Source organism: Streptomyces sp. NPDC001604, assembly GCF_042893475.1.
GTDB lineage: Bacteria > Actinomycetota > Actinomycetes > Streptomycetales > Streptomycetaceae > Streptomyces.
On record NZ_JBIAUY010000014.1, the window covers coordinates 197,907 to 219,459 of the forward strand.

Sequence of the window (21,553 nt, forward strand, 5' to 3'; positions counted from 1 at the left end):
AGCATCACCCGAAGAGGAGAACCGTGTATCAGTCCCACCGCGACGAGGAGCCCTGCTACGGCGACGGCTCCGTGTATGCGAGCCCACCGACCCGGACCAGGCGGTGCATGATCATCGCCGCTGCGTCCCTGGTGGCCCTGCTGGTCGGCGGAGTCGCGGTCGACCGGATCGCCGCTGTCCGCGCGGAGAGCCGTACGGCCAAGGCGTTCCAGGACGGCATGGGAACCGCCGATCGGCCGTCGGTGCACGTCAGGGGCTTTCCCGTACTGAACCAACTGGCTGCGGGCAGTCTGGACCATGTCGACCTGACCGCCCACGACATTCCGGCCGACGGCAGTACCCGGCCGCTCCCGGTGACCAGGCTGACAGTCGGGATGGACGGGCTGAAGACCTCGGGGAGCGCCGACGAAGCTCACGCGGACGGCGTCACGGCGACCGCGTTCCTGTCCTACGCGGACGTGTCGAGCGCGCTCGGCGTGCAGGTGTCGCAGGGGGACGAGTCCGGCCGGGTCAACGCGACCGCGAGCCTGCCACTCGTCGGCGACGTGACCGTGAGCGCGGCCGTCTCTGCGGCCGACGGCAACCGCATCGCCTTCACGGACGTACGCGCGGAGCAGGGTGAACTGCTCCCTCCGCTGAAATCACTGCTCGACAAGGCCCTGGACGAGCCCATGCCGCTGCAGAACGTCCCCGAAGGGCTCCGTCTGCGGTCGGTCGCCACCACCGGGGACGGAATCGATGCCCGCTTCACCGGCCGCTCGGTCGTGTTCCACCCGGACTCGTCGTCCGCGTGAGGTCAGGGGGCGTCAGGCAAGGGGCGTCGGGCGACCTCGTGCGCTTCGTCCGCGGACAGGCCCAGCATCCGCAGGACCATCTCGGCGAGGTTGACCGCGGCCTCGTCGCCGTCCACCTCGGGGCGGGCGAACCGCAGTTCCACCAGGGACAGCAGGGTTCCGCCCAGCGCGGACAGAGCGACCATGGGGTCGACGCGCGTGAAGCGGCCGGAGTCGATGCCGACCTGGAGATCACGCAGCGCGCGTCGGGCCAGTCCCTTGCCCGAGTGGATGTGCGCGAGGCCACGGCGACGCAGGACCTGCATCATTTCCGGGTGGGAGTCGGCCATGCGGGCACTGAGCCGAAAGCCGCCCGCGAGCCGCTCCGCCGGGTCGTCGATCCCCGCCAGACGCTCGTCGAATTCCTGCCCGAACTCCTCGAGGGCGTCGATCACTGCCGTCTCGAACAACTCCGCCTTGGAGTCGAAGTGGTTGTAGAAGGAGCCGAAGCCGACGTCCGCGCGCTCGGCGATCGCCTGGATGCTCGCGCTCGTGTCGCCGCTCTCGGCAAGGATCTGCCGGGCCGCTCGCACGAGAGCCCCACGGGTCTCTGCGCGACGTCGCTCGAAACGGTTGCTGGGCGGGGCTGACGTAGACATGCGCAGAAGTCTAACCGTTACCCCATGCAGATAGCAGTCCTGATGAATTCATCATTTCCTGCCGTGAACACCTTGACGACAGAACTGTCACAGTTGATGATTTCCTCATTACAGCAATGTTGCTCGGAGGGCACCATGTCTGGAACACGCGTCAACGGGGACGTCATCACGGCCCACCAGGACCTCCACAGCGAGCAGGGCGCCCTGCGCGGCGAACACCCCGGCCGCTCCCGGAACCCCGTGATCAAGGTGGCGGACCTGGCCTGGCTGGAGTTCGAGAAGCCCGACCTGGACCGGGCGGAGGTCTTCGCCCGGGACTTCGGCTTCGGCGTCGCCGCCCGCACCGAGAGCGAGCTGTGGCTGCGGGGCACCTTCGCGGGCTCGCCCTGCATGGTGATCCGGCGCGGTCGTACGTCCCGCTTCATCGGTCCGGCGTTCCGCGCCGCCGAGCGGGGCGACCTGGACCGGCTGGCCCGCGCCACGGGCAGGGACGTGCGGGACGCCGACGTTCCCGGGGGCGGCAAGGTGGTCGACCTGCTCGACCCGTCCGGCTTCCCGGTCCGGGTCGTGCACTGCGGCGAACAGCTCCCCGCCCTGCCGGAACAGCAGCCGCTGCTCCTCAACTTCGGCACGGATCACCGGCGTACCAACGCCACCCAGCGGCCGCCGCGCGAGCCGTCCCGCATCCAGCGGCTCGGCCATCTGGTCCTGGAGACAAGGGTGTTCGCCCGCGCCCTGGACTGGTACCTGGACACCCTCGGCATGATCGTGTCCGACTTCCTGTTCCTGGACGGACAGCGCGACCGCGGCCCGACGATGGCGTTCATCCGCTGTGACCTGGGCAGCGTGCCGGCCGACCACCACACCCTGGCCATGCACCTCGGGCCGGGCACGGGATACGTCCACTCCGCCTACCAGGTCACCGACCTCGACTCCATCGCCACCGGCGGCGAATACCTCAAGGAGCGCGGTTACAAGCGCAGTTGGGGCATCGGCCGGCACATCCAGGGCAGCCAGCTCTTCGACTACTGGCGCGACCCCGACCACTTCATGCTGGAGCACTTCGCCGACGGCGACCTGTTCTCCTGCGACATCGAGCCCGGCTGGGCGCCGATGTCGACCAGCGGCCTGGCCCAGTGGGGCCCGCCGGCCACCCGCGACTTCCTCGGCGCGAGCCCCTCCCCGCAGCGGATCCGCGATGTCATCGAGGCCCTGCGCGGCGACAACGAGATGGACCCGGCACGACTGTTCGGCCTGCTCAAGGCCGCCAACTCCTGAACCCCCGCACCCGAATCCCTCACAAAGGCACTGACATGAGCACCAATGTCCTGCGCACCGCCGACGGCTGGTGGGTCGTCCTCGGCGAACGCGCCGTCCCCGTCGACACCAAGGCCGCCACCACCGCCGAACTGCTCGCCGACCGCGCCGCCGTACGAGAGGCAGCCCTCTCAGGCGAGGCGGGCACACCCGTCGCCGACCTGGCCGCCCTCTCGCCGGTCACCACCCCCTGCCGGGTGGTCGCCCAGATGGTCAACTACCGCAGCCACGCCCGCGATTCGGGTTTCAAGGGCGACATCCCGCCGGCGTTCTTCCGCAAGGCGTCCGGCTCGGTCAGCGGCCCCGGCGACGCCGTCGTCCGGCCGTCGCACGTGAAATTCCTCGACTACGAGATCGAACTCGGGCTCGTCATGGGCGCGCCCCTGCCCGTCGGCACCGTGGTCGAGGAGCGGGACCTGCCGTCGTACGTCGCCGGACTGGTGATCACCAACGATGTCAGCGCCCGTGAGGTGCAGCTGACCAAGACGCAGTTCTACGAGAGCAAGTCGTACCCCACCTTCACGCCGACCGGTCCGTACCTGACGCTGCTGGAGCCGGAAGACTTCACCCGTCTCCTGGACCTGCGGCTGAAGCTGAGCGTCAACGGCGAGTTGCGCCAGGACCGCACCCTCGCCGACATGATCGTCCGCCCGGCCCCGGCGCTGACCCTGCTGGCGCGCTTCCAGACCCTGGACGCCGGCGACCTGCTGCTCACCGGCACCCCCGGCGGCACGGCCCTTAAGGCGCCGCCGAAGGCCGTAGAGAAGATCGGCGCGCTGCTGCCCCCGGCGGTGAAGTGGAAGGCGTTCTTCAAGAGCCAGGCGAAGAACCCGCACTACCTGAGCCCGGGTGACGTGATCACGGCGACGATCGCGACCCCTGACGGCCGGATCGACCTCGGCGAGCAGCGCACTCCCGTCGCAGCCGCGAACTGATACCCGAAGTGAGCCGCACATGACCGTCGATGAAGCCGCACGTGTGCCCGTCGTGATCGTCGGGGCCGGACCGGTGGGCGTGACCGCCGCCCTCCTCCTGGCCCGGCACGGCGTCCGCAGTGTCGTCCTCGAACGCCACCAGGAGGTCTACCCGCTCCCCCGCGCCGTCGCAGGCGACGACGAGATCCACCGGATCCTCCAAGCCGCAGGCGTCGGTGAGGAGTTCACCGCGATCTCACGACCGGCGAACGGACTACGGCTGCTGGACGCCCGGCACCGGGTGATGGCCGAGTTCCGGCGTACCGAGCACGGCCACCACGGCTACCCGCAGACCAGCATGTTCGACCAGCCCGAGCTGGAACGCGTACTGCGCGGCGCCCTGGCCCGGCGCCCCGAGTGCGAACTACGCGCCGGCGTGGAGGTCACCGGCCTCGGCCCGGACACCACCGGCCCCGTCCGTGTCACCTACCGCGACGACACCGGCGACCACGAGCTGTGGGCCGACGCGGTCCTCGGCTGCGACGGCGCCAACAGCCTCACCCGCGAAGCCATCGGCGGCGCCTGGGAGGACCTGCGCTTCGAGGAACGCTGGAAGGTCATCGACGTCGACACGACGGGCCCCGTCCGCTGTTGGGAAGGCGTCGACCAGATCTGCGACCCGGCCCGGCCGGCCACCTTCATGCGCGTGAGCGAGAACCGCTACCGCTGGGAGTTCCGGCTCGGGGAAGGACAAGAGACGGTCCGTGAGCTGGTCGCCCCGTGGCTGCCGCCCTCGTACGACGGGGACTTCGAGGTCGTCCGTGAGACGCAGTACACCTTCCGGGCCCGCGTCGCCGACCGCTGGCGCAGCGGACGGGTCTTCCTGCTCGGCGACGCCGCTCACCTCACTCCGCCGTTCATCGGACAGGGCCTGTGCTCGGGACTGCGAGACGCCTTCAACCTCAGCTGGAAACTCGCCCGCGTCCTCCAGCAGGGCGGCGACGAACGGCTGTTGGACACCTACGAGAGCGAACGCAGACCGCACGCCCGGCATGTCGTCCGCCTCGCGGTCGCCATGGGCTGGGCCATGACCGGCGGCCAGGACGGCGCCGCCGCGCTCCGCCGCCGGACGCTGGCCGCCGTCTGCCGCATACCCGGCCTGACCGAGCTGGCCGGCCGCGACCTCAGCCCGCCCCTCACCGCCGGACCGCTCGTGCGGCGCGGGGTCCGCCGACGCCTCGCGGGCATGCACTGTCCGCAACCGTGGGTGAGCGTCGGTGGCCGACGTACCCGTTTCGACGAGGCGCTCGGCGACTCCTTCGCCGTGCTGACCGCCTCCGAACCCGGCCCCTCCCTGACCGCGCTTGCCCACAGCCTCGGCATACGCGCGCTCTGGGTGGCCGACCTCGGCGACGACGGCACCCTCGCCGCCTGGCTGCGCGCCGGACGCGCGGACGCCGTCCTGCTGAGGCCCGACCGCGTCGTGATGGACGTCGTTCCGGCGGGCGACCGCGACTTCACGTCGACCGCCGACTGGGCCTCCCTGCTGCACACCACACGAAGCCCTGTCCCTTCCGAACGGACGCCACCGAAAAGCCTGTTGAGGAGTACGACGCGATGAGCACGCCCTTCTTCACACCCGATCCGGAGACGGCGGCCGCCAGTCGCATCGCGGAGTTCGCCCGGCTCCAGGGCATGGACCCGGAGGACTACGCCGCCCTGCATCAGTGGTCGGTCACCGACCTGGAGGGCTTCTGGGGCGCGGTGTGGGAGTACTTCGACATCAACGCCGACACCCCCTACGAGCAGGTGCTGGCCGAGGAGCGGATGCCGGGCGCCCGCTGGTTCCCCGGCGCCACCCTCAATTACGCCCACCATGCCCTGCGTAACCTGGCCGACGAAGACGTGGCGATCGTTGCCCTCGACGAGACCGGTGCCGGATACGAGGTGACCGGCGCCCGGTTGCGTGCCCTGGTGGCGTCCATGGCCGCCACCCTGCGCGACCTCGGCGTCGGCAAGGGCGACCGAGTCGTCGGCTATCTGCCCAACACCCCGCACGCCATCGTCGCGTTCCTCGCCGCCGCGAGCCTGGGCGCCATCTGGTCGGTGTGCGGTCAGGACTACGCCCCCAAGGCCGCGGCCGATCGCTTCGCCCAGCTCGAACCCACCGTCCTGATCGCCGCCGACGGCTACCTCTTCAACGGCACCACCCACGACCGCCGCGACGCAGCCCTCGAACTCGCCCACGCCCTCCCCACGTTGAAGGCGACCGTGCTGGTGGACCACATGGGCCTGCCCTGGCCGTCGCAGGCGTACCCGTCGCTGGTGGTCCCCTGGGAGGACGCCTCCACCCGTACCGAGGAACTCGCCTGTGTACCGGTCCCGTTCGACCATCCGCTGTGGGTCGTGTTCTCCTCCGGCACCACCGGTCTGCCCAAGGGCATCGTCCACGGCCACGGCGGCGTGCTCCTGGAGCACCTGAAAACCCTGGGGCTGCACTCGGACTTGGGCCCCGGTGACCGCCTCCTCTGGTACACCACCACCCACTGGATGATGTGGAACCTGGTCGCCTCCACCCTGCTGACCGGCGCCACGACGTGCACCTACGACGGCAGCCCGGCACCCCACGCCAAACTCGACGTCCTGTGGGAACTGGCCGCCCGCCACCGGGTCACCGTCTTCGGTACCAGCCCCCAATACCTGCTGGGCATGGCCAAGTTCGGCATCGATCCGTCCACGCACGACCTGTCGTCGATCCGCGTCGTCGGCTGCACCGGCTCGGCCCTGCCCGCCTCCGCCTACCCCTGGGTCCGCGAGCATGTCGGCGACCACGTTCTGCTGGCCTCCATCAGCGGCGGCACCGATATCGTCTCCGGCTTCGCGGGCAGCGCCCCCAACACCCCGGTCTGGGCGGGGGAGTTGTCCGCGCCGCACCTGGGCGTGGCGCTCGCCGCGTACGACACCGAGGGCTTCCCCGTCATCGACCAGGTCGGCGAGCTGGTCGTCACCCGCCCCATGCCCTCGATGCCGCTGTACTTCTGGAACGACCACGAGGGCACCCGCTATCGCGACGCCTACTTCTCGACGTACCCCGGAGTGTGGCGACACGGCGACTGGATCACGGTCACCGGGCACGGCTCGGTGATCATCCACGGCCGCTCCGACTCGACGCTCAACCGCAACGGTGTACGGCTCGGCAGCGCCGACATTCATGACGTCGTCGAACGTCTCCCCGAGATCACCGAGGCGCTGGTCATCGGCGCGGAGGAGCCCGACGGCGGCTACTGGATGCCGCTGTTCGTGGTCCCGGCTGCCGGGGTGACCCTGGACGACACCCTGCGCGAGAAGATCCGCGACGCCGTTCGTACGGGTGCCTCACCGCGCCACGTTCCCGACGAGATCCTTGAAGTGCCGGGCATCCCGCACACCCGCACCGGCAAGAAGCTGGAGGTCCCGGTCAAGCGGCTGCTCCAGGGCGCCGCGGTGGAGCAGGTCGTCAACCCCGCCACCGTGGACAGCCCCGACCTCATCGACTACTACGCGCGTCTGGGCGCCGAGCGCCGCGAAGGCAGGACCATCGCATGACCACCATGCTTGCCATCGTCCTGTCCCTGGTCTTCCTCCCGCTGGGCCTGGCCAAGATCGCAGCGGTACCGGTCATGCGGCGGGCAGCGGCCCACCTCGGCATGTCGACCGGCCTTTATCGCGCTGTCGGCGCGCTGGAGGTGGCCGGCGTCGCCGGTCTGCTGCTGGGGCTGACCTGGACGCCACTGGGCGTGGCCGCCGCGACAGGCCTCGCTCTGCTGATGGCCGCGGCGGCGGTGGTCCACCTGCGCCACGGCGACCCGCCGGTCCGGGCCGTCCCGGCCGCCGTAATGGCACTGATCTCCTTGACGTACGCGGCAACGGCGATGACCGCCGGCTGACGCGTCCTGTACGGCCGGGCAGGGGCGGCCCCCTGTGAGGGTGGCGACCGTCCCTCCCCGGCTCCGCGCGGGCTGCCATCGCACACCGGCCTTCCCCTCCCCCCGAGGCCGGGGCGGCCCGTGCCGACGTCCGGGGCCTGCGAGACGACTGGGCTCGACAGGCCCCGGACGTGACACCCCGCTCCCGGGGCATGTCAGTCGCGCTCGGAGGCAGTGGCGGGCGTCTCACTCGGCTGCGCCGGGGGCCTGGGCAGATCACGCCGCTCGATGTCCACGTTCGGCAGGATCTTCTGCAGACCGCGCGGCAGCCACCGGCCGGCCCGGCCGACCCACATGAGCACTGCGGGCACGAACGTCATCCGGATGAGGAAGGCGTCGACCAGAACCCCGAAGGCCAGGGCGAAGGCGATCGGCTTCACGATCGCATCCTGCATCGTGACGAACCCCGCGAAGACCGCCACCATGATCAGCGCGGCGCCCCTGAAGCCGCGTGGAAGGGTGCGTTGACCTGCCGAGGCCTGAAACTGTCCGGCTGAGGCAGCCGGGGACCGCGCCCCCCGCCGGGAGTCGGTCGGCTCTGGCTCAGGTGTCGTAGACGTGGAAGCCGCGGCCGCTCTTGCGGCCGAGGTGGCCCGCGGCGACCATGCGGCGAAGCAGGGCGGGTGGTGCGTACAACGGCTCCTTGAACTCCTCGTACATCGACTCGGCCACGGCCTGGGCGGTGTCGAGGCCGATGAGGTCGAGCAGGCGCAACGGCCCCATGGGATGGGCGCATCCGAGTTCCATGCCGCGGTCGATGTCCTCCGGCCGTGCCGAGCCGGACTCCACCATCCGCACCGCGCCGAGCAGATAGGGCACGAGGAGGGCGTTGACGACGAAGCCGGAACGGTCGGGTGCCTGGATGGCCTGCTTGCCCAACCGCTCCGCGAGGCCGAGGGTGCGGCGCACCGTGTCGGCATCGGTGGTGAGGGCGGGAACGAGCTCGACCAGCCGCTGCACGGGCACGGGGTTGAAGAAGTGCATGCCGATGACCCGCGTCGGCCGTTCGGTGACGACGGCGAGATCGACGACTGGGATCGAGGAGGTGTTGGTGGCCAGGACCGCCGCCGGGTCTTCGACCGCCTTGTCCAGGGTGCGCAGGACATCGGTCTTGATGTCGCGGTTCTCGGCGACCGCCTCGATGACGAACTGACGGTCGGCCAAGTCGGTGAGGTCGCGGGTGAAGGAAACCCTGGCGAGGGCCTGGTCTCGCTCTTCCTCGCCGAGTTTGTGACTCCTCAGGGCTCGGTCGAGGGAAGCGGTGAGTCGGCGGCGGCCCGCCTCCATCGCGTCGGGCGTGGCCTCGGCGACAAGGACGTCGATGCCGCTGCGGGCGGCGACTTCGGCGATGCCGGAGCCCATGAGGCCGCAGCCGACGACGCCAAGACGGGTGATGGGGTCCATCCGAGGTCCTCTCTGATGAGTCGTTGTCCGATGGGGGCATCGCCGTCATAGATCGAGGACCAGGCGGGGGCCGCACGAACGGGAGACGCAGATGAGCATGGTGTCGCCGGCGGCTCGTTCGTCCTCGGACAGCAGCGAGTCGCGGTGGTCGGGTGTGCCGTCGAGCACGGCGGTCTCGCAGGTACCGCAAGTGCCTTCCCTGCAGGAGAAGTCGACCGCGACGCCGGCCTCCTCCACGGTCTCGAGCACCGAACGGTCCGGCGCCACGGTGAGGGTCAGCCCGGAGCGGGCGAGCTCCAGCTCGAAGGCATCAGCAGGGCCGGTTTCAGCCGTTGGTACCGGGGTGAAGCGTTCGAGGCCCAGCGTGCCGGGCGGCCAGGTCGCGCACTGCTCGTGAACTGCCCGCAGCAGGGGTTCGGGACCGCAGGCGTGGACCAGGGTGCCTTCCTGGGGCATGCCGAGGAACGCGGCGAGGTCCAGCAGGCCGTACTCGTCCTGCGGACGGACGAGTACCCGGTCCCCGTACGGGGTGAGGCGGTCCAGGAAGGCCATGGAGGTCCGGGTGCGGCCGCCGTACAGCAGACGCCAGTCGGCTCCCGCGGCCTCGGCCGCCTCGACCATGGGCAGGACGGGCGTGATACCGACACCGCCGGCGATGAAGAGATGGCGTGCGGCCGGCCGCAGCGGGAAGTTGTTCCGTGGTCCGCGGACCCGTACCTTCGCGCCTTCGTGCAGGTGGTCGTGGACGTATGCGGAGCCACCTCGGCCTGCCGGCTCGCGCAGCACGGCGATCTGCCAGGCCTCGCGGTCGGCGGGGTGCCCGCACAGGGAGTACTGACGGATCAGGTCGCCGCCGTCGTCGCCGTTCAGGAGCAGGTCGATGTGGGCGCCCGGCGTCCAGGCGGGGAGCGTGCCCCCGTCCGGGTGGCGCAGGGTGAGGGAGACGACGTCGTCCGCGGCCCGGGTGCGGGTCTCCACGGTGAGCGTCGCGTCGACCGTGGGCAGTTGATCGTTCATGATGGTTCAGCTCCGGGTTCAGGCCGGTGTCGGCACGTGCAGCAGTAGTGCGTCGCCCTGGCCGCCGCCCCCGCACAGGGCGGCCGCACCACTGCCGCCACCGCGCCGTCGCAGTTCGGCCGCGAGGGTCAGCACCAGCCGGGCCCCGGTCATGCCGACCGGGTGCCCCAGCGCGATCGCTCCGCCGTTGACGTTCACCTTGTCCAGGGGGATGCCCAGCTCCCGTACCGAGGCCAGGGCCACCGAGGCGAACGCCTCGTTGATCTCGAACAGGTCCAGGTCGGCGACCTTCAGTCGGCCGTCCCGGGAGAGCGCGTCGTGGATCGCGCCGGCCGGCTGGACGAGCAGTGAGGGGTCGGGGCCCGCGACCGTGCCGTAGGCACCGATCTCGGCGAGCGCCGTCAGGCCCTCCCGCCGGGCGCGCTCGGCGCTCATGACGACGACGGCCGCGGCCCCGTCGGAGAGCTGTGAGGCGTTGCCCGGGGTGATGGTGCCCGCGTCGGAGAAGGCCGGCTTCAGGCGCCCCAGACTCTCGCCGGTGGTCCCGGGCCGTACGCCCTCGTCGTCGGCGACCACCGTCTCGCCCCGGCGCCCGGACACGGTGACGGGAGTGATCTCCTCGGACAGCGCACCCGACTCCTGGGCTTGGGCGGCCCTTTGATGGGAGAGCGCGCCGTACTCGTCCTGTTCCGCACGGGTCAGGTCGAACGGCGCTTGGTAGCGCTCGGTCGCCGCGCCCATGGAGACGCCGTCGAAGGCGCAGACGAGGGCATCGCGGTCGAGGGCGTCCTCCGCCGCTGCCGCACCGTACTTCCAGCCGGTGCGGGCTCCGCGCAGCAGGTGCGGGGCGTTCGACATGGACTCCATGCCACCCGCTACGACGATTTCGTGACGGCCCGAGGCGATCAAGAGGTCGGCCAGGGCGATGGCGTGCAGTCCGGACGGGCAGAGCTTGTTGACGGTGCTCGCGGGCACGGAGAAGGGGATGCCGGCCTGGACGGCGGCCTGCCGTGCCGGGTTGGGGCCGGCTCCGGCCTGGACGACATGTCCCATGACGACGGCTTCCACGGCTGCCGGCTCCAGGTGTACGGCGTCCAGGGCTGCGCGGATGGCGTGGGCACCGAGATCGACCGCGGACAGGGGGCTGAGGGCGCCAAGGAGTTTGCCGATGGGTGTCCTGGCACCGGCGACGATGACGGATCCGGGCATGGCCGGGACCTCCTGGGTGGGGGAAAGGGTCAGGCGGCCGTGCGGGCGTCCACGGCTCGGTCGGCGACCAGATGGGCCGTCTCGTTGACCGAGTGCAGGACGATGCGGCCGCCGGGCATGCGCCGCACCCGGCTCACGGACGTGTAGTCGGGGTGGAACCAGAACATGGTGGACAGGCCCAGCACCGTCGCCAGGTAGGTGTTGGTGATGCCGCCGTGGCACACGGCTGCGACCCGGCCGCCGGGATGGGCGTCGAAAATGGTGGCCATGGCCCGTACGGCACGTGCCCGAAAGGCGTCCCGGTCCAGGTCGGGCACGAAGTCCTCGAAGCGTCCCTCGGCCAGCGCCGCCGCCCGGGGATCGTCGGCGCCGATCTGCTCGGGTGGCGTGTAGGGCTGGGACACGTCCGTGTCCCACTCGCGCAGGTCGTCGAGGACGGTGGCGGTCATGCCGGTGAGTCGTTCCAGGGGCGCGGCGGTCTCCCGGGCGCGGCGGTACGGGCTGACGTAGAGGGCGTCGAGGTCCTCGTGTCCGAGCCAGGCGGCGAGATGTTCGGCCTGGGCGGTGCCCTGCGGGGACAGTCCGGGGTCGAACACTCCGGCCAGCGGGAGGCCGTGCCGGATGAGGAGGAGTTCGGTCATGGTGATCCTTCACAGGGGTGGGCGGGCGCACGGGTGAGCGGTCACGGAGGTGAGCGGGCTCAGCCGGCGATGGTCCGTTCCGAGGCCCAGTAGGGGCGGCGCATCGCGCGTTTGTCGAGCTTGCCCATCGCGTTGCGCAGCAGGCCGGGAACGAACTCGTACGACTTCGGGCACTTGTAGGCGGCGAGGCGCTCACGGCAGAACCGGTCCAGTTCGTCGGCCGGCGGCTCGTCCGCCGCCACGACCAGGGCCCGCAGGGACTCGCCGAAGTCCGGGTCGGGCACGCCGATGACCGCGACCTCGGCGACCGCCGGGTGCTGTCGCAGCACGGCCTCGCTCTCGGCCGGGTAGAGGTTGACCCCGCCGGAGACCACGACGTCCGCGGCCCGGTCGGTGATGAAGATGTAGCCGTCCGCGTCGACGTAGCCGATGTCACCGAGGGTGAAGACGCCGGGGGCGATGTAGGCGGCCCTGGTCTTGTCCGGGTCCGCGTGGTAGCGGACGCCCTGGTCCTCCGGGGCCCGGAAGGCCAGCAACCCTGGTTCGCCGGGCGGCAGTCGCCGGCCGTCGTCATCGGTGACCAGGACCTCGAACGGGGGCCGGGCCCGCCCGACCGAGCCCGGGTGTGCCAGCCACTCGGCACTGCTGATGCGTGCCACGGTGCCCGCCTCGCTGGCGCCGTACGACTCGGTCAGCACCGGACCGAACCAGTCGATCATGGCGCGCTTCACATCGGGCGGACACGCGGAGCCGGTGTGGGAGACCTGCCGCAGGCTGGAGACGTCGTACCGGGCGCGGACCTCGTCAGGGAGGGCGAGCAGCCGTTGGAAGTGGGTGGGCACCATCACCGCCGAGGAGACCCGCCACCTCTGCACCCGGCTCAGGAACGTCTCCGCGTCGTATCTGCCGAGGACGACCACCGGCTCGCCGGCGGCGAGGTGCCGTAGCGAGGTGAGCGGAGCGTTGTGCTGCAGGGGACCGCACACCAGGTGCGGCCCCGGAGGGAATCCGGGACGGGCGGACATCGCGGCGAGGTACGCGGTGCTGTCGGCGACCGGTTCGCTCACCCAGCGCACCTCGGTGCCGCGGGCCCGTCCCGTGGTTCCCGAGGTGTAGACGAGCGGAGGCCGGGCGGTTCGGCCCACGGGGAAGGTGTGCCCGGCGGGTGCTGCGGCCAGCCACCGGTCCCAGTCGAAGGCGTGCCCGAGCGCCGGGGTTCCGTGCACCACCAGCGGCAGGCCCAGTTCCCGCGCCGCGTCGAGCGCGGCACCCGCGCCCACGGGTCCGGTGACGATCCCGGTCACGCCCGCGTCGATGATCTGCTCGACGAGTTCGCCCGAGGTGAGGTTGCGGGACGTGGCCACGGTCCCCACTCCGGCGCGCAGGCCGGCCAGATGGGCCACCAGCGTCGGGATCGCGTTGTCACCGAGGACGGCGACCCTGTCCTCGGGGCCGGGCGCGAACTCCAGCAGCCGGGCCGCCGCCCGCGCCACCTGGTCGGCGAGGCGGGACCAGGACAGCACGTCCAGGTCGTCCGCCAGGGCGGGCTCGTCGGGTGACTCCTGGGCGCGACGGTCGAGTGGCAGCAGCGACATGGCTCCTCCGGCGGCTCCTCGGGCCTCTCCCGGTTTCAGGGGAGAGGGGATGCTGAGACTGTAGCGTTTATCAAGAAAGTGCGGAACACTCTGATCCTGGGCGGAGTCATTCACGCCTGTTTCGGCGGGTGGTGGACGTCCTGGTCCACCGCCTGTTACTAAATCCACCGTGTGGTAAGTGCCCGAGGAGGAGCCATGTCCGAGCTGGATCCGGACGCATGGCGCAGGCAGGTCAGGCAGTGGCTGGCCACCGTGCTCGAACCGGCACGAGCGCCGGACTCCGCCACGCAGACCGCCGACCTGGCCGTGTTCCACAACCTTCCGGAGGACGAGGAACGCCTGCTGCTGGAGCGCTGCCGCGCCTACCAGCGAGCCCGGTTCGACGCCGGCTATCAGGCACTGACCCTCCCCGCGGACAAGGGCGGCGCGGGCCTGACCGCCGCCCATGCGGCGGCCTTCGCCGAAGAGGAGTCGGCCTTCGAGGTGCCGCCGTCCACCGAGCTGATCAGCGTCACCGTGCGGCTGGTCGCGATGGCGGTCTCCCTGTTCGGGACCGCCGAGCAGCGCCGCGACCACGCACGCGCCTTCCTGCGCACCGATCTGCTGGCCTGTCAGCTCTTCAGCGAGCCCGGCGCCGGATCCGACCTCGCGGCCCTGCGCACCCGCGCACGGCAGGAGGGCGACGACTGGGTGATAGACGGCCAGAAGGTGTGGACCTCGGGCGCCCAGTTCGCCGACTACGGTCTGCTGCTCGCCCGCACCGATCCGGCCGTCGTCAAACAGGCCGGCATCACCGCCTTCCTGGTGCCGATGGACGCCACCGGTGTGGAGGTGCGCCCCATCCGTCAGATGAGCGGCGGCGCCTCCTTCAACGAGGTCTTCCTCAGCGGCGTACGCGTCCCCGACCGCCTCCGGATCGGGCGGCCGGGCCAGGGCTGGGAGGTCGCCACCACCACCCTCGCCTTCGAACGCACCGCCTCCGGCAGCGGCAACCGCCGCAAGGGCGGCACCTTCACGGATGTTCTCGCGCTCGCCCGCTCCCTCGGCCGTACCCAGGACCCGCTGGTCCGCCAGCGCCTCGCCGACCTGTACGTCCGTGCCGCCCTGCGCACGGCGACCGTCGAACGCGTCGCCAGGACGAGTGCGGCCGGCGGCCGGCCGGGCCCGGAGGCGTCGTTGACCAAGCTCATGGCCTCCGAACTGCTCACCCGCACAGGGCAGGTCGCCGCCGAGCTGATGGGGGCGCGGATCAGCGCCGACACCGGGGAACCGGGCACCTTCGCCTGGACCGAGCACCTCCTCGGCGCCCCCGGCTACCGGCTGGCCGGAGGCACCGACCAGATCCAGCGCAACCTGATCGGCGAGCGGGTGTTGCGACTGCCGCCCGAGCCGCGGGTGGACCGGGTGCCGTTCTCGCAACTCCCCGGCAACTGAGGCGCCAGGCCTCGTTTCGGCAATCACGAAGGAGTGACATCGATGGATCTGGGACTGACGGGCGCCAAGGCGCTGGTGACCGGTGCGAGCCGGGGCATAGGCCGGGCGATCGCCGCGCAACTGGCCGCGGAGGGCTGTGCGCTGGCGCTGTGCGCCCGGGGTGAGGAAGGACTGGCGAAGACCGCCGCCGAGCTGCGCGCCGAGGGCGCCACGGTGTTCGAGGAAGCGGTCGACGTCACCGACCCGCAGGCCCTCGCCGGCTTTGTGGAGCGGGCGGCCGGCGCGCTCGGCGGCCTGGACCTGCTGGTGTCCAACGTGTCGGCGGGCAACGTGAAAGGCCCCGAGTCCTGGGAAGCCAGCCTGCGCGGCGACCTGATCCCGTTCGCGGGACTCGTCGAGGCCGCCATGCCCCATCTGGAGGCCTCCGACCGGGCCGCGGTCGTGGCCATCGGCACCACCAACGCCTCCGACACCGCGCGCCCGGCCGGAGCGAACTCCTACTCCGCCCTCAAGGCGGCCGTCGTCCAGCACGCCTCCGCCCTCGCACACGCCCTCGCCCCGAAGGGCATCCGCGTCAACACCGTCTCGCCCGGCCCGATCGACTTCCCCGGCGGCGCCTGGGAGACCATCCGCACCAGCCGTCCGGAGGTCTACGAGGAAGTGCTCGCCAAGCTTCCGATCGGCCGCTACGGCACCGCGGAGGACGTGGCCGCGGCGGTGGCGTTCCTGCTCGGGCGGACCGGCGCCTTCTGTGTGGGGGTCAACCTGGTGGTGGACGGCGGGCTGCTCACCCGCGTCCAGTACTGAGCCGTGGCCGGCCCTGCAGGCCGCCTGGACGCCGTGCTCGTCTGCGGCGGCCGCTGGCACGACTTCGACCACGCGCGGCTCAGGCTGCTGGAACTGCTCGGTGAGCATCCGAGGGTGCGCACCACCGTCTACCAGGACTACGACTGCGTGGAAGCCCTCGACCGGGCCGACCTGCTGGTCACCTACACCTGTGACGTCCGGCCCCGCCCGGCGCAGCGGGCCGCGCTCGCCCGGGTGGTGGAGCGGGGCGGTCGCTGGCTCGCCCTGCACGGCACCAACGCGGTGATCGAGCCGCCGGCACACGGCGGGACACGGGAGTTCACGACCCCGCGGCTCCTCGGGGAACTGGCCCAGGTGCTCGGCAGCCAGTTCCTGGCCCACCCGCCGATCGAGCCGTACGAGGTGTGCGTGACCGATCCCGGCCATCCGCTGGTCGCCGGGATCGGCCCGTTCACGGTCACCGACGAGTTGTACGTCTGTGAGCTGCACGGGGAGTTGGACGTGTTGCTGCACGCCGAGTACACGGGGCCGTGCCGCGGTTTCGCCGAGGGCGGCACGGCGGCCCTCGACAGTGCGCCCCGACCGGTGCTGTACCTCAAGCGGCACGGTCTCGGCGAGGTCTGCTACTTCACCCTCGGCCACTGCAGGGGCCGTTACGACATGCAGGACCTGGGCGTGGACGACACCGGGCGTGTGGACCGCGGACCCTGGCAGACGCCGGAGTTCCTGACGGTCCTGCGGCGTTGCGTGGAACGGACGGTGGCCGGCCGGAGCCCGGCAGAGGAGCGGGCCGGCGCCTGAGTGGGCTCGGGCACCGGCCCTGCGCGCGGGGCGGCTCACGCGTGCGGAAGTACCACCGCGCGGCCCTTGATGTCACCGGCGTGCAGACGCTCGTAGGCCGCGGGCGCCTCGTCGAGGGTGAAGGTCTCGACGTGGGAGGAGACCAGACCCCGTCGGGCCAGTTCGACCACCTCCATGAGCTCGTGGCGGCCGCCCCAGTAGGGGAAGGAGGCCGAGGCCTCGAGCGGCAGCCCGCCGCCGAAGCCGACCGCCAGGGTGCCTCCGCCGAGGCCGACGATCGTCACATCGCCCTCCACGGCGACCGCGGCCGCGGCCACGGCGAGTGTCGGCTCGGCGCCCACGAAGTCCAGCACCACTTCCGCTCCGATCCCACCGGTCAGCTCCCGGATCTGTGCGGCCGCAGCGCCGTCGGAGAGCAGCGTCTCGTGGGCGCCGACGGCGTGGGCCAGCTCCAGCTTGTCCTTGCTGACGTCGAGGGCGACCACCGTGGCCGGTGTGAGAGCGCGGAGCAACTGCACGGCCAGGTGACCCAGACCGCCGACTCCGATCACCACCGCCGTGCTGCCGGGGACCAGCTTGGGCAGCGATTTCCTGATGGCGTGATAGGGCGTCAGCCCCGCGTCGGTGAGCGGGGCGGCCTGTACCGGGTCCAGTCCGTTCAACGGCACCAGATGGCGGGGCGAGTCCACCAGCATGTACTCGGCGAGCGCGCCGGGGGAGCCGAGTCCCGGCGGCAGGATGCCGAGTCCGGCGGCGTGCGGGCAGCAGTTCTCCTTGCCCACGGCGCACTTGGGGCACTGCCCACAGCCCCAGGGGCCGTACACCGCCACCTCGTCGCCCTCCGTCACGGCGGTGACACCGCTGCCCACGGCGGCGACGGTGCCGACCCCCTCATGGCCGAGCGTCATCGGCAGCGGGTAGGGGAACTGGTCCTCGGGCCACCCCATGACCGCCAGGTCGGAGTGGCACAGCCCCGCCGCGGTCACCTTCAACAGCACCTGGCCCGGCCCCGGTTGGGGCAGGGGAACCTCGACGACCTCGGGGGCCTGTCCGACCTTCCGGTACTGCACAGCCTTCATGTGGCGGTCTCCTTGTCGATGGGGGGCAGGGCGTCGCCCTCCGAGGGAGCCTCGGAGCCGACACGCGAGTGGCTTCCGCGTCGGCGGCGCAGAACGGCGGGCAGGGTGAGCCGGCCACCCGTCAGGACCAGTGCCACGATGAGGACGGAGCCGGTGAACAGGCTCGCGGCCCACTGCGCGCTGGTGGCGAGCCCGAGTCCCGTGATTCCGGTCCCGAGCAGGAGCACCGCGAGCACGGTGCCCCAGGCGTTGAAGCGGCCCGCTCGCAACTGGGTCGCCCCGACGAAGGCGGCGGCGTAGGCCGACAGCAGGTACGGCGTGCCCGCGGTCGGCGATCCGGAACCGACCGAGGACGCGAAGACGACGCCGGCGAAACCGGACAGCAGCGCGGAGGCCACCAGGGTCAGAAAGCGCAGCCGGTCGGTGCGCACGCCCTGCAGCCGGGCCGCGTCGGCGTTGAAGCCGGTCGCGTACAACCGGCGTCCGGTGGCGGTGTGTTCCAGCAGGAACCAGATGGTCAGCGCTGCGAGCAGCAGATACAGCACCGGCAGGGTGATGCCGCCCGCGTCGAGCTGGGCGATGCTCGCGAACGGCTTGGCGAGCAACTGCACACCGGTGATGGAGCTGTCGTCGGTGACCATGGTGATCAGTGACTGGATCAGCGCGCCGGTGGCCAGGGTGGCGATGAAGGAGTCGACGCGGAGGACCACGACCACGATGCCGTTGACGACTCCCACCAGCAGTGCGGCGGTCATCGCCAGAGCGACCGCCACGCCGGGACCGAGTCCGGCGGAGACCAGGAAGCGGGCGGTCAGCACGCTGGTGAGCGACATGGTGTAGGCGACCGAGAGGTCGAAGACGCGTGCGGCCAGGGGCGGTACGACGCTGAGTGCCACCAGACCGGCCACCGCATTGCCGTTCAGTATCTGCTTGACCGTGATGACGGTCGGGAACGTGTCCGGCGCCCAGACCGAGAAGACCACGACGATGGCCAGCCATACGTACACGGCGCCGATGTTCCGGAACGACAGGGCGGCCGCCGCCCGTCGGACCGGCGCTCCCCGGAGGAACGGCGCGGACCTCTGCGCTGCGGACGGCGGTCGATCCACCGCCCGGGTCGGGGTCGATGTCATCTCACTCGGTTCCTTCCATCGCGTGCACGAGCGCGCGTTCGGTGATGTCCTGGCCGCTGATCTCCCGTGCGATCCGGCCGTCCCGTACCACCAGGACGCGGGTGCACAGCGCGAGCAGGTCCTGGGTGTCGGAGGAGCACACGATGACGCCCATGCCCTCCGCGGCCTGTCGCTCTATCAGGTCGTACAGCTGCAGACGGGTGGCGATGTCCACGCCCGCCGTGGGTTCGCACAGCGCCAGCACGGGCGGGTGCTGGGCCAGACAGCGGGCCATGACGACCTTCTGCTGGTTGCCGCCGCTCAGGGTGGTGATGCGGGCGCCGGGGCCGGCCGTGCGTACCCCGAGCCGACGGATCCAGTCGTCGACCAGGGCGGACTCGCGGCGCCGGTGCAGGCGCCCGACGCGGGCGCGCAGTCGCCGTAGGAGTGGCAGAGTGAGGTTCTCGCCGACCGAGAAGTCGCCGATGACTCCCTCGACCGCCCGGTCCGCCGGGACCATGGGAAGGCCCAGGGTGTCGGCGTGGCGAGCCCGAGTCCATTGCGCGGAGCGTTCCGGCAGTCGCAGCCGGCCGCTCACCGGTCCGGTATGGGCCCCGCACACCACATACGGCACGATCTCGTGACCGGAGCCGACCAGACCGGTGATGCCCAGGAGCTCGCCGCGCGCCAGGTCGAGGTCGACTCCTCGCAGTGGCCCGGCCCGTAGGCCGCGTACCTGGAGTACGGAAGGGGCGGAATCGGTGGCGGGTGCCGGACGGTGGTCCGTCTCGGTCGCGGTGTGCGTCTCCTCGCCCGCCATCAGTTCCGCCAGCGAGCGTGGGGTTACTTCGGCGACCGGGCGGGTGGCGATGCGGCGTCCGCCGCGGATGACGGTGACGCGGTCGGCGAGCGCGAAGATCTCGTCCATGCGGTGCGACACGTACAGGACTCCGGCGCCGCCGTCGCGGATCTCCCGCACGATGTCGAAGAGACGGGCCACTTCGCCGGGCGGAAGCACGGCGGTGGGCTCGTCGAGCACCAGGACACCCCGGCCGCCCTCCCAGCCCTGGAGCGCGGCGGCGATGGCCACCACCGTGCGCTGGACGGGGGTCGCCTTCGTCAGGGGACGGTGTACGTCGATGTCGACGCCGAACCGTTCGACGAGGGCGGTTGTCCGCCTCGACATCTCCGGCCAGTCGATGTTGCCCAGGGCCGTGCGGGCGAAGCCGTGACTGAGGGCGAGGTTGTCGATGGCGCTCAACTCGTCCACCAGGCCCAGTTCCTGGTGGACGAAGCGGAGCCGGTCGTGGCGGGAGTTGGTGGCGTGGCCGAGGTCGAAGGGTTCGCCGTCGAGTTCGGCCATCGCTCCCGGCTCCGCGTGGTGGTAGCCGGCGAGAATCTTGATGAGGGTGGACTTGCCGGAGCCGTTGGGTCCGATGAGGGCGTGGATCTCACCGGGTGCGACCTCGAGGTCCACGTCGGTCAGTGCCCGGGTGCCGCCGAATCTCTTCGACAGGGCAGCCACCCGCAGGACCGGCCCGGTCAACTCAGGCCCCAGAGCGCCTTGAACTGCTGCTGGTAGCTCTCGACGATCGGGAAGTCGCCGTCGGCGGAGGGCAGGTTGTCCTTGGTGACGAGCATGTTGGGCAGTGCGGCCTTCTGGTCGACGGCCATGGACTGGCCGGTGAAGTGCCGGGCCAGCGCGTCGGCCTGGAGCCAGGCGGTCTCGTGGGAGTTGAGGGCCATCGCGCCGTCGGTGAGGCCGCTCTGGATGTACTGGTAGTTCTGCGCGTCACCGACGTTGACGACGATGTGCTTGCCGGTGATGCCGGCGGTCTTCAGCGCGGCGGGCACACCCACGTTGAGCAGGCCCAGGGAGAAGACGACATGGGTCACCTTCGGGTGTGAGCGCAGATACGACACGACGCGGTCCGGCATGTCCTTGCCCACGGCGGTGATCGGCACGTCGACGTTGTCCAGCGCGCAACCGGCGCACCACTGCTGGTAGTTGGCCGCGAAGGAGTCCTTGACGGGCTTGAGGATCGTGTAGGCCGGCAGGTCGAAGTAGACGGTGTCCGCCTTGGCGCCGCTGTTCGAGACCACCCACGCGGCGAGCATCCGGCCCTGGACACCGACGTCCTTGGGCCCGTTCTTCAGCAGGGAGATGCCGTCGCCCGCCACATCGTCGGCGTTCGACTGGATGACGGGGATGCCGGCCGCCTTCAGCTGTGCCAGCTGCTTGCTGTAGACCGCGCGCGGGAAACCGGAGGCGATCACGGCGTCGGGCCTGTCGCGCACGGCCTGCTCGTAGGCCGCCTGGACGGATTCCGGCGTGCCCTGCGTGGCAATCTGCTTCACCTTCCAGCCGAGTTGCCCAGCGGCTGCGGTGAAGAAGTCGGCGAGGTCCTTGCAGGACTGGACGCCGCAGAGGATGAAGTCGATCTCCTTGCCCTTGGGGATGGGCTTGCCGACGGGCTGGGTGACGGAGATCGCGGTCGGGCGCTGCGCGTACGTCTTGAGAGCCGTGCGGGCCGCCGTCAGTCCGGGGGAGCCGGCTGCCGCCGCCTGCGAGGAACCGGCGGCCGGTGTGGTGCCGCTCCCGCACGCCGTCAGGGTGAGCAGGGCGGTGGCGGGGACGATCGCGGTGAGGGCGCGGCGGACCGCGCGTCCGGGTGTGGAACTCATCGTTGAGAACTCCCGTGGTGTGGCGCCTGGGCTGCCGCGACCCGCGGCGCGGGGCGGAACGGCACGCAACAGGTATGAGGGGTGCGTCGATCGCCGGCGTGGGGTACGGCGCGGGCCGCCTGGGAGAGATCCCCGCGGCGC

General features: G+C 71.2%; 20 protein-coding genes. 9 read left to right on the forward strand and 11 right to left on the reverse strand.

Going from position 1 to position 21,553, the window contains the following annotated elements:
• Positions 1-23: 23 nt before the first annotated feature.
• Positions 24-794, forward strand: coding sequence for a DUF2993 domain-containing protein (locus ACFY1E_RS32305; protein ID WP_389082097.1), 771 nt, complete (start codon positions 24-26; stop codon positions 792-794).
• Positions 795-796: 2 nt separating this feature from the next.
• Here ACFY1E_RS32305 and ACFY1E_RS32310 read toward each other — a convergent pair whose 3' ends face one another.
• The gene (locus ACFY1E_RS32310) at positions 797-1,432 is read right to left on the reverse strand and encodes a TetR/AcrR family transcriptional regulator (protein WP_389082099.1); all 636 of its coding nucleotides are present in this window, start codon (positions 1,430-1,432) and stop codon (positions 797-799) included.
• Between the two features lie 135 nt (positions 1,433-1,567).
• On the opposite strand from ACFY1E_RS32310, the gene ACFY1E_RS32315 reads away from it, so the two are divergent.
• The 5 genes from ACFY1E_RS32315 to ACFY1E_RS32335 are packed head-to-tail and all read left to right on the forward strand — an operon-like array spanning position 1,568 to position 7,589.
• Complete coding sequence (locus tag ACFY1E_RS32315; protein ID WP_389082101.1) at positions 1,568-2,710, forward strand: VOC family protein; 1,143 nt, start codon at positions 1,568-1,570, stop codon at positions 2,708-2,710.
• Between the two features lie 35 nt (positions 2,711-2,745).
• Complete coding sequence (locus ACFY1E_RS32320) at positions 2,746-3,684, forward strand: fumarylacetoacetate hydrolase family protein (protein ID WP_389082104.1); 939 nt, start codon at positions 2,746-2,748, stop codon at positions 3,682-3,684.
• Between the two features lie 19 nt (positions 3,685-3,703).
• Entirely contained in the window at positions 3,704-5,284 is a 1,581-nt protein-coding gene (locus tag ACFY1E_RS32325) for a bifunctional 3-(3-hydroxy-phenyl)propionate/3-hydroxycinnamic acid hydroxylase (protein WP_389082106.1), read from the forward strand.
• The gene (locus tag ACFY1E_RS32330) at positions 5,281-7,248 is read left to right on the forward strand and encodes an acetoacetate--CoA ligase (protein WP_389082109.1); all 1,968 of its coding nucleotides are present in this window, start codon (positions 5,281-5,283) and stop codon (positions 7,246-7,248) included. The genes ACFY1E_RS32325 and ACFY1E_RS32330 overlap by 4 nt, the downstream gene beginning before the upstream one ends.
• Entirely contained in the window at positions 7,245-7,589 is a 345-nt protein-coding gene (locus ACFY1E_RS32335) for a DoxX family protein (RefSeq protein WP_389082111.1), read from the forward strand. The genes ACFY1E_RS32330 and ACFY1E_RS32335 overlap by 4 nt, the downstream gene beginning before the upstream one ends.
• Before the next feature lie 194 nt (positions 7,590-7,783).
• Here the strand turns inward: ACFY1E_RS32335 and ACFY1E_RS32340 are convergent, their stop codons facing one another.
• The 6 genes from ACFY1E_RS32340 to ACFY1E_RS32365 form a co-directional block, all read right to left on the reverse strand.
• Entirely contained in the window at positions 7,784-8,059 is a 276-nt protein-coding gene (locus tag ACFY1E_RS32340) for an MMPL family transporter (protein WP_389082255.1), read from the reverse strand.
• A gap of 112 nt (positions 8,060-8,171) precedes the next feature.
• A complete protein-coding gene (locus ACFY1E_RS32345; RefSeq protein ID WP_389082114.1) occupies positions 8,172-9,032 on the reverse strand; it encodes a 3-hydroxybutyryl-CoA dehydrogenase in 861 nt (286 codons plus the stop codon).
• A 45-nt stretch (positions 9,033-9,077) separates the two neighbouring features.
• Entirely contained in the window at positions 9,078-10,049 is a 972-nt protein-coding gene (locus ACFY1E_RS32350) for a PDR/VanB family oxidoreductase (protein WP_389082116.1), read from the reverse strand.
• 18 nt (positions 10,050-10,067) lie between these two features.
• Positions 10,068-11,258: an acetyl-CoA C-acyltransferase gene (locus ACFY1E_RS32355; RefSeq protein WP_389082119.1), complete on the reverse strand. Its 1,191-nt coding sequence runs from the start codon at positions 11,256-11,258 to the stop codon at positions 10,068-10,070.
• 29 nt (positions 11,259-11,287) lie between these two features.
• Positions 11,288-11,899 (reverse strand): histidine phosphatase family protein, encoded by a 612-nt coding sequence (locus ACFY1E_RS32360; RefSeq protein WP_389082121.1) that lies wholly within the window; start codon positions 11,897-11,899, stop codon positions 11,288-11,290.
• 59 nt (positions 11,900-11,958) lie between these two features.
• Positions 11,959-13,494: an AMP-binding protein gene (locus ACFY1E_RS32365; protein WP_389082124.1), complete on the reverse strand. Its 1,536-nt coding sequence runs from the start codon at positions 13,492-13,494 to the stop codon at positions 11,959-11,961.
• A gap of 195 nt (positions 13,495-13,689) precedes the next feature.
• Here ACFY1E_RS32365 and ACFY1E_RS32370 point away from each other — a divergent pair, with 195 nt between their 5' ends.
• The 3 genes from ACFY1E_RS32370 to ACFY1E_RS32380 are packed head-to-tail and all read left to right on the forward strand — an operon-like array spanning position 13,690 to position 16,536.
• On the forward strand, positions 13,690-14,928 hold the full coding sequence (locus ACFY1E_RS32370; protein WP_389082126.1) for an acyl-CoA dehydrogenase family protein: 1,239 nt from the start codon (positions 13,690-13,692) through the stop codon (positions 14,926-14,928).
• Between the two features lie 42 nt (positions 14,929-14,970).
• The gene (locus ACFY1E_RS32375; RefSeq protein ID WP_389082128.1) at positions 14,971-15,735 is read left to right on the forward strand and encodes an SDR family NAD(P)-dependent oxidoreductase; all 765 of its coding nucleotides are present in this window, start codon (positions 14,971-14,973) and stop codon (positions 15,733-15,735) included.
• Positions 15,736-15,738: 3 nt separating this feature from the next.
• Entirely contained in the window at positions 15,739-16,536 is a 798-nt protein-coding gene (locus tag ACFY1E_RS32380; RefSeq protein ID WP_389082131.1) for a ThuA domain-containing protein, read from the forward strand.
• Positions 16,537-16,571: 35 nt separating this feature from the next.
• Here the strand turns inward: ACFY1E_RS32380 and ACFY1E_RS32385 are convergent, their stop codons facing one another.
• From ACFY1E_RS32385 to ACFY1E_RS32400, 4 genes are read right to left on the reverse strand one after another with little or no spacing between them, the layout of a single operon-like run.
• Positions 16,572-17,615, reverse strand: coding sequence for an NAD(P)-dependent alcohol dehydrogenase (locus ACFY1E_RS32385; RefSeq protein ID WP_389082133.1), 1,044 nt, complete (start codon positions 17,613-17,615; stop codon positions 16,572-16,574).
• A complete protein-coding gene (locus ACFY1E_RS32390; RefSeq protein WP_389082135.1) occupies positions 17,612-18,748 on the reverse strand; it encodes an ABC transporter permease in 1,137 nt (378 codons plus the stop codon). The genes ACFY1E_RS32385 and ACFY1E_RS32390 overlap by 4 nt, the downstream gene beginning before the upstream one ends.
• 1 nt (position 18,749) lies before the next feature.
• Complete coding sequence (locus ACFY1E_RS32395) at positions 18,750-20,273, reverse strand: sugar ABC transporter ATP-binding protein (protein WP_389082137.1); 1,524 nt, start codon at positions 20,271-20,273, stop codon at positions 18,750-18,752.
• The gene (locus ACFY1E_RS32400) at positions 20,270-21,412 is read right to left on the reverse strand and encodes a sugar ABC transporter substrate-binding protein (protein WP_389082140.1); all 1,143 of its coding nucleotides are present in this window, start codon (positions 21,410-21,412) and stop codon (positions 20,270-20,272) included. The genes ACFY1E_RS32395 and ACFY1E_RS32400 overlap by 4 nt, the downstream gene beginning before the upstream one ends.
• Positions 21,413-21,553 lie beyond the last annotated feature (141 nt).

What these genes read in the sequence shown, in the direction of transcription:
- ACFY1E_RS32370 (WP_389082126.1), top strand. Translation starts at nt 13,690, where the DNA reads ATGTCCGAGCTGGATCCGGACGCATGGCGCAGGCAGGTCAGGCAGTGG.
- ACFY1E_RS32310 (WP_389082099.1), bottom strand. Translation starts at nt 1,432, where the DNA reads ATGTCTACGTCAGCCCCGCCCAGCAACCGTTTCGAGCGACGTCGCGCA.
- ACFY1E_RS32350 (WP_389082116.1), bottom strand. Translation starts at nt 10,049, where the DNA reads ATGAACGATCAACTGCCCACGGTCGACGCGACGCTCACCGTGGAGACC.
- ACFY1E_RS32400 (WP_389082140.1), bottom strand. Translation starts at nt 21,412, where the DNA reads ATGAGTTCCACACCCGGACGCGCGGTCCGCCGCGCCCTCACCGCGATC.
- ACFY1E_RS32355 (WP_389082119.1), bottom strand. Translation starts at nt 11,258, where the DNA reads ATGCCCGGATCCGTCATCGTCGCCGGTGCCAGGACACCCATCGGCAAA.
- ACFY1E_RS32335 (WP_389082111.1), top strand. Translation starts at nt 7,245, where the DNA reads ATGACCACCATGCTTGCCATCGTCCTGTCCCTGGTCTTCCTCCCGCTG.
- ACFY1E_RS32325 (WP_389082106.1), top strand. Translation starts at nt 3,704, where the DNA reads ATGACCGTCGATGAAGCCGCACGTGTGCCCGTCGTGATCGTCGGGGCC.
- ACFY1E_RS32320 (WP_389082104.1), top strand. Translation starts at nt 2,746, where the DNA reads ATGAGCACCAATGTCCTGCGCACCGCCGACGGCTGGTGGGTCGTCCTC.
- ACFY1E_RS32315 (WP_389082101.1), top strand. Translation starts at nt 1,568, where the DNA reads ATGTCTGGAACACGCGTCAACGGGGACGTCATCACGGCCCACCAGGAC.
- ACFY1E_RS32375 (WP_389082128.1), top strand. Translation starts at nt 14,971, where the DNA reads ATGGATCTGGGACTGACGGGCGCCAAGGCGCTGGTGACCGGTGCGAGC.
- ACFY1E_RS32365 (WP_389082124.1), bottom strand. Translation starts at nt 13,494, where the DNA reads ATGTCGCTGCTGCCACTCGACCGTCGCGCCCAGGAGTCACCCGACGAG.
- ACFY1E_RS32330 (WP_389082109.1), top strand. Translation starts at nt 5,281, where the DNA reads ATGAGCACGCCCTTCTTCACACCCGATCCGGAGACGGCGGCCGCCAGT.
- ACFY1E_RS32390 (WP_389082135.1), bottom strand. Translation starts at nt 18,748, where the DNA reads ATGACATCGACCCCGACCCGGGCGGTGGATCGACCGCCGTCCGCAGCG.
- ACFY1E_RS32345 (WP_389082114.1), bottom strand. Translation starts at nt 9,032, where the DNA reads ATGGACCCCATCACCCGTCTTGGCGTCGTCGGCTGCGGCCTCATGGGC.
- ACFY1E_RS32360 (WP_389082121.1), bottom strand. Translation starts at nt 11,899, where the DNA reads ATGACCGAACTCCTCCTCATCCGGCACGGCCTCCCGCTGGCCGGAGTG.
- ACFY1E_RS32385 (WP_389082133.1), bottom strand. Translation starts at nt 17,615, where the DNA reads ATGAAGGCTGTGCAGTACCGGAAGGTCGGACAGGCCCCCGAGGTCGTC.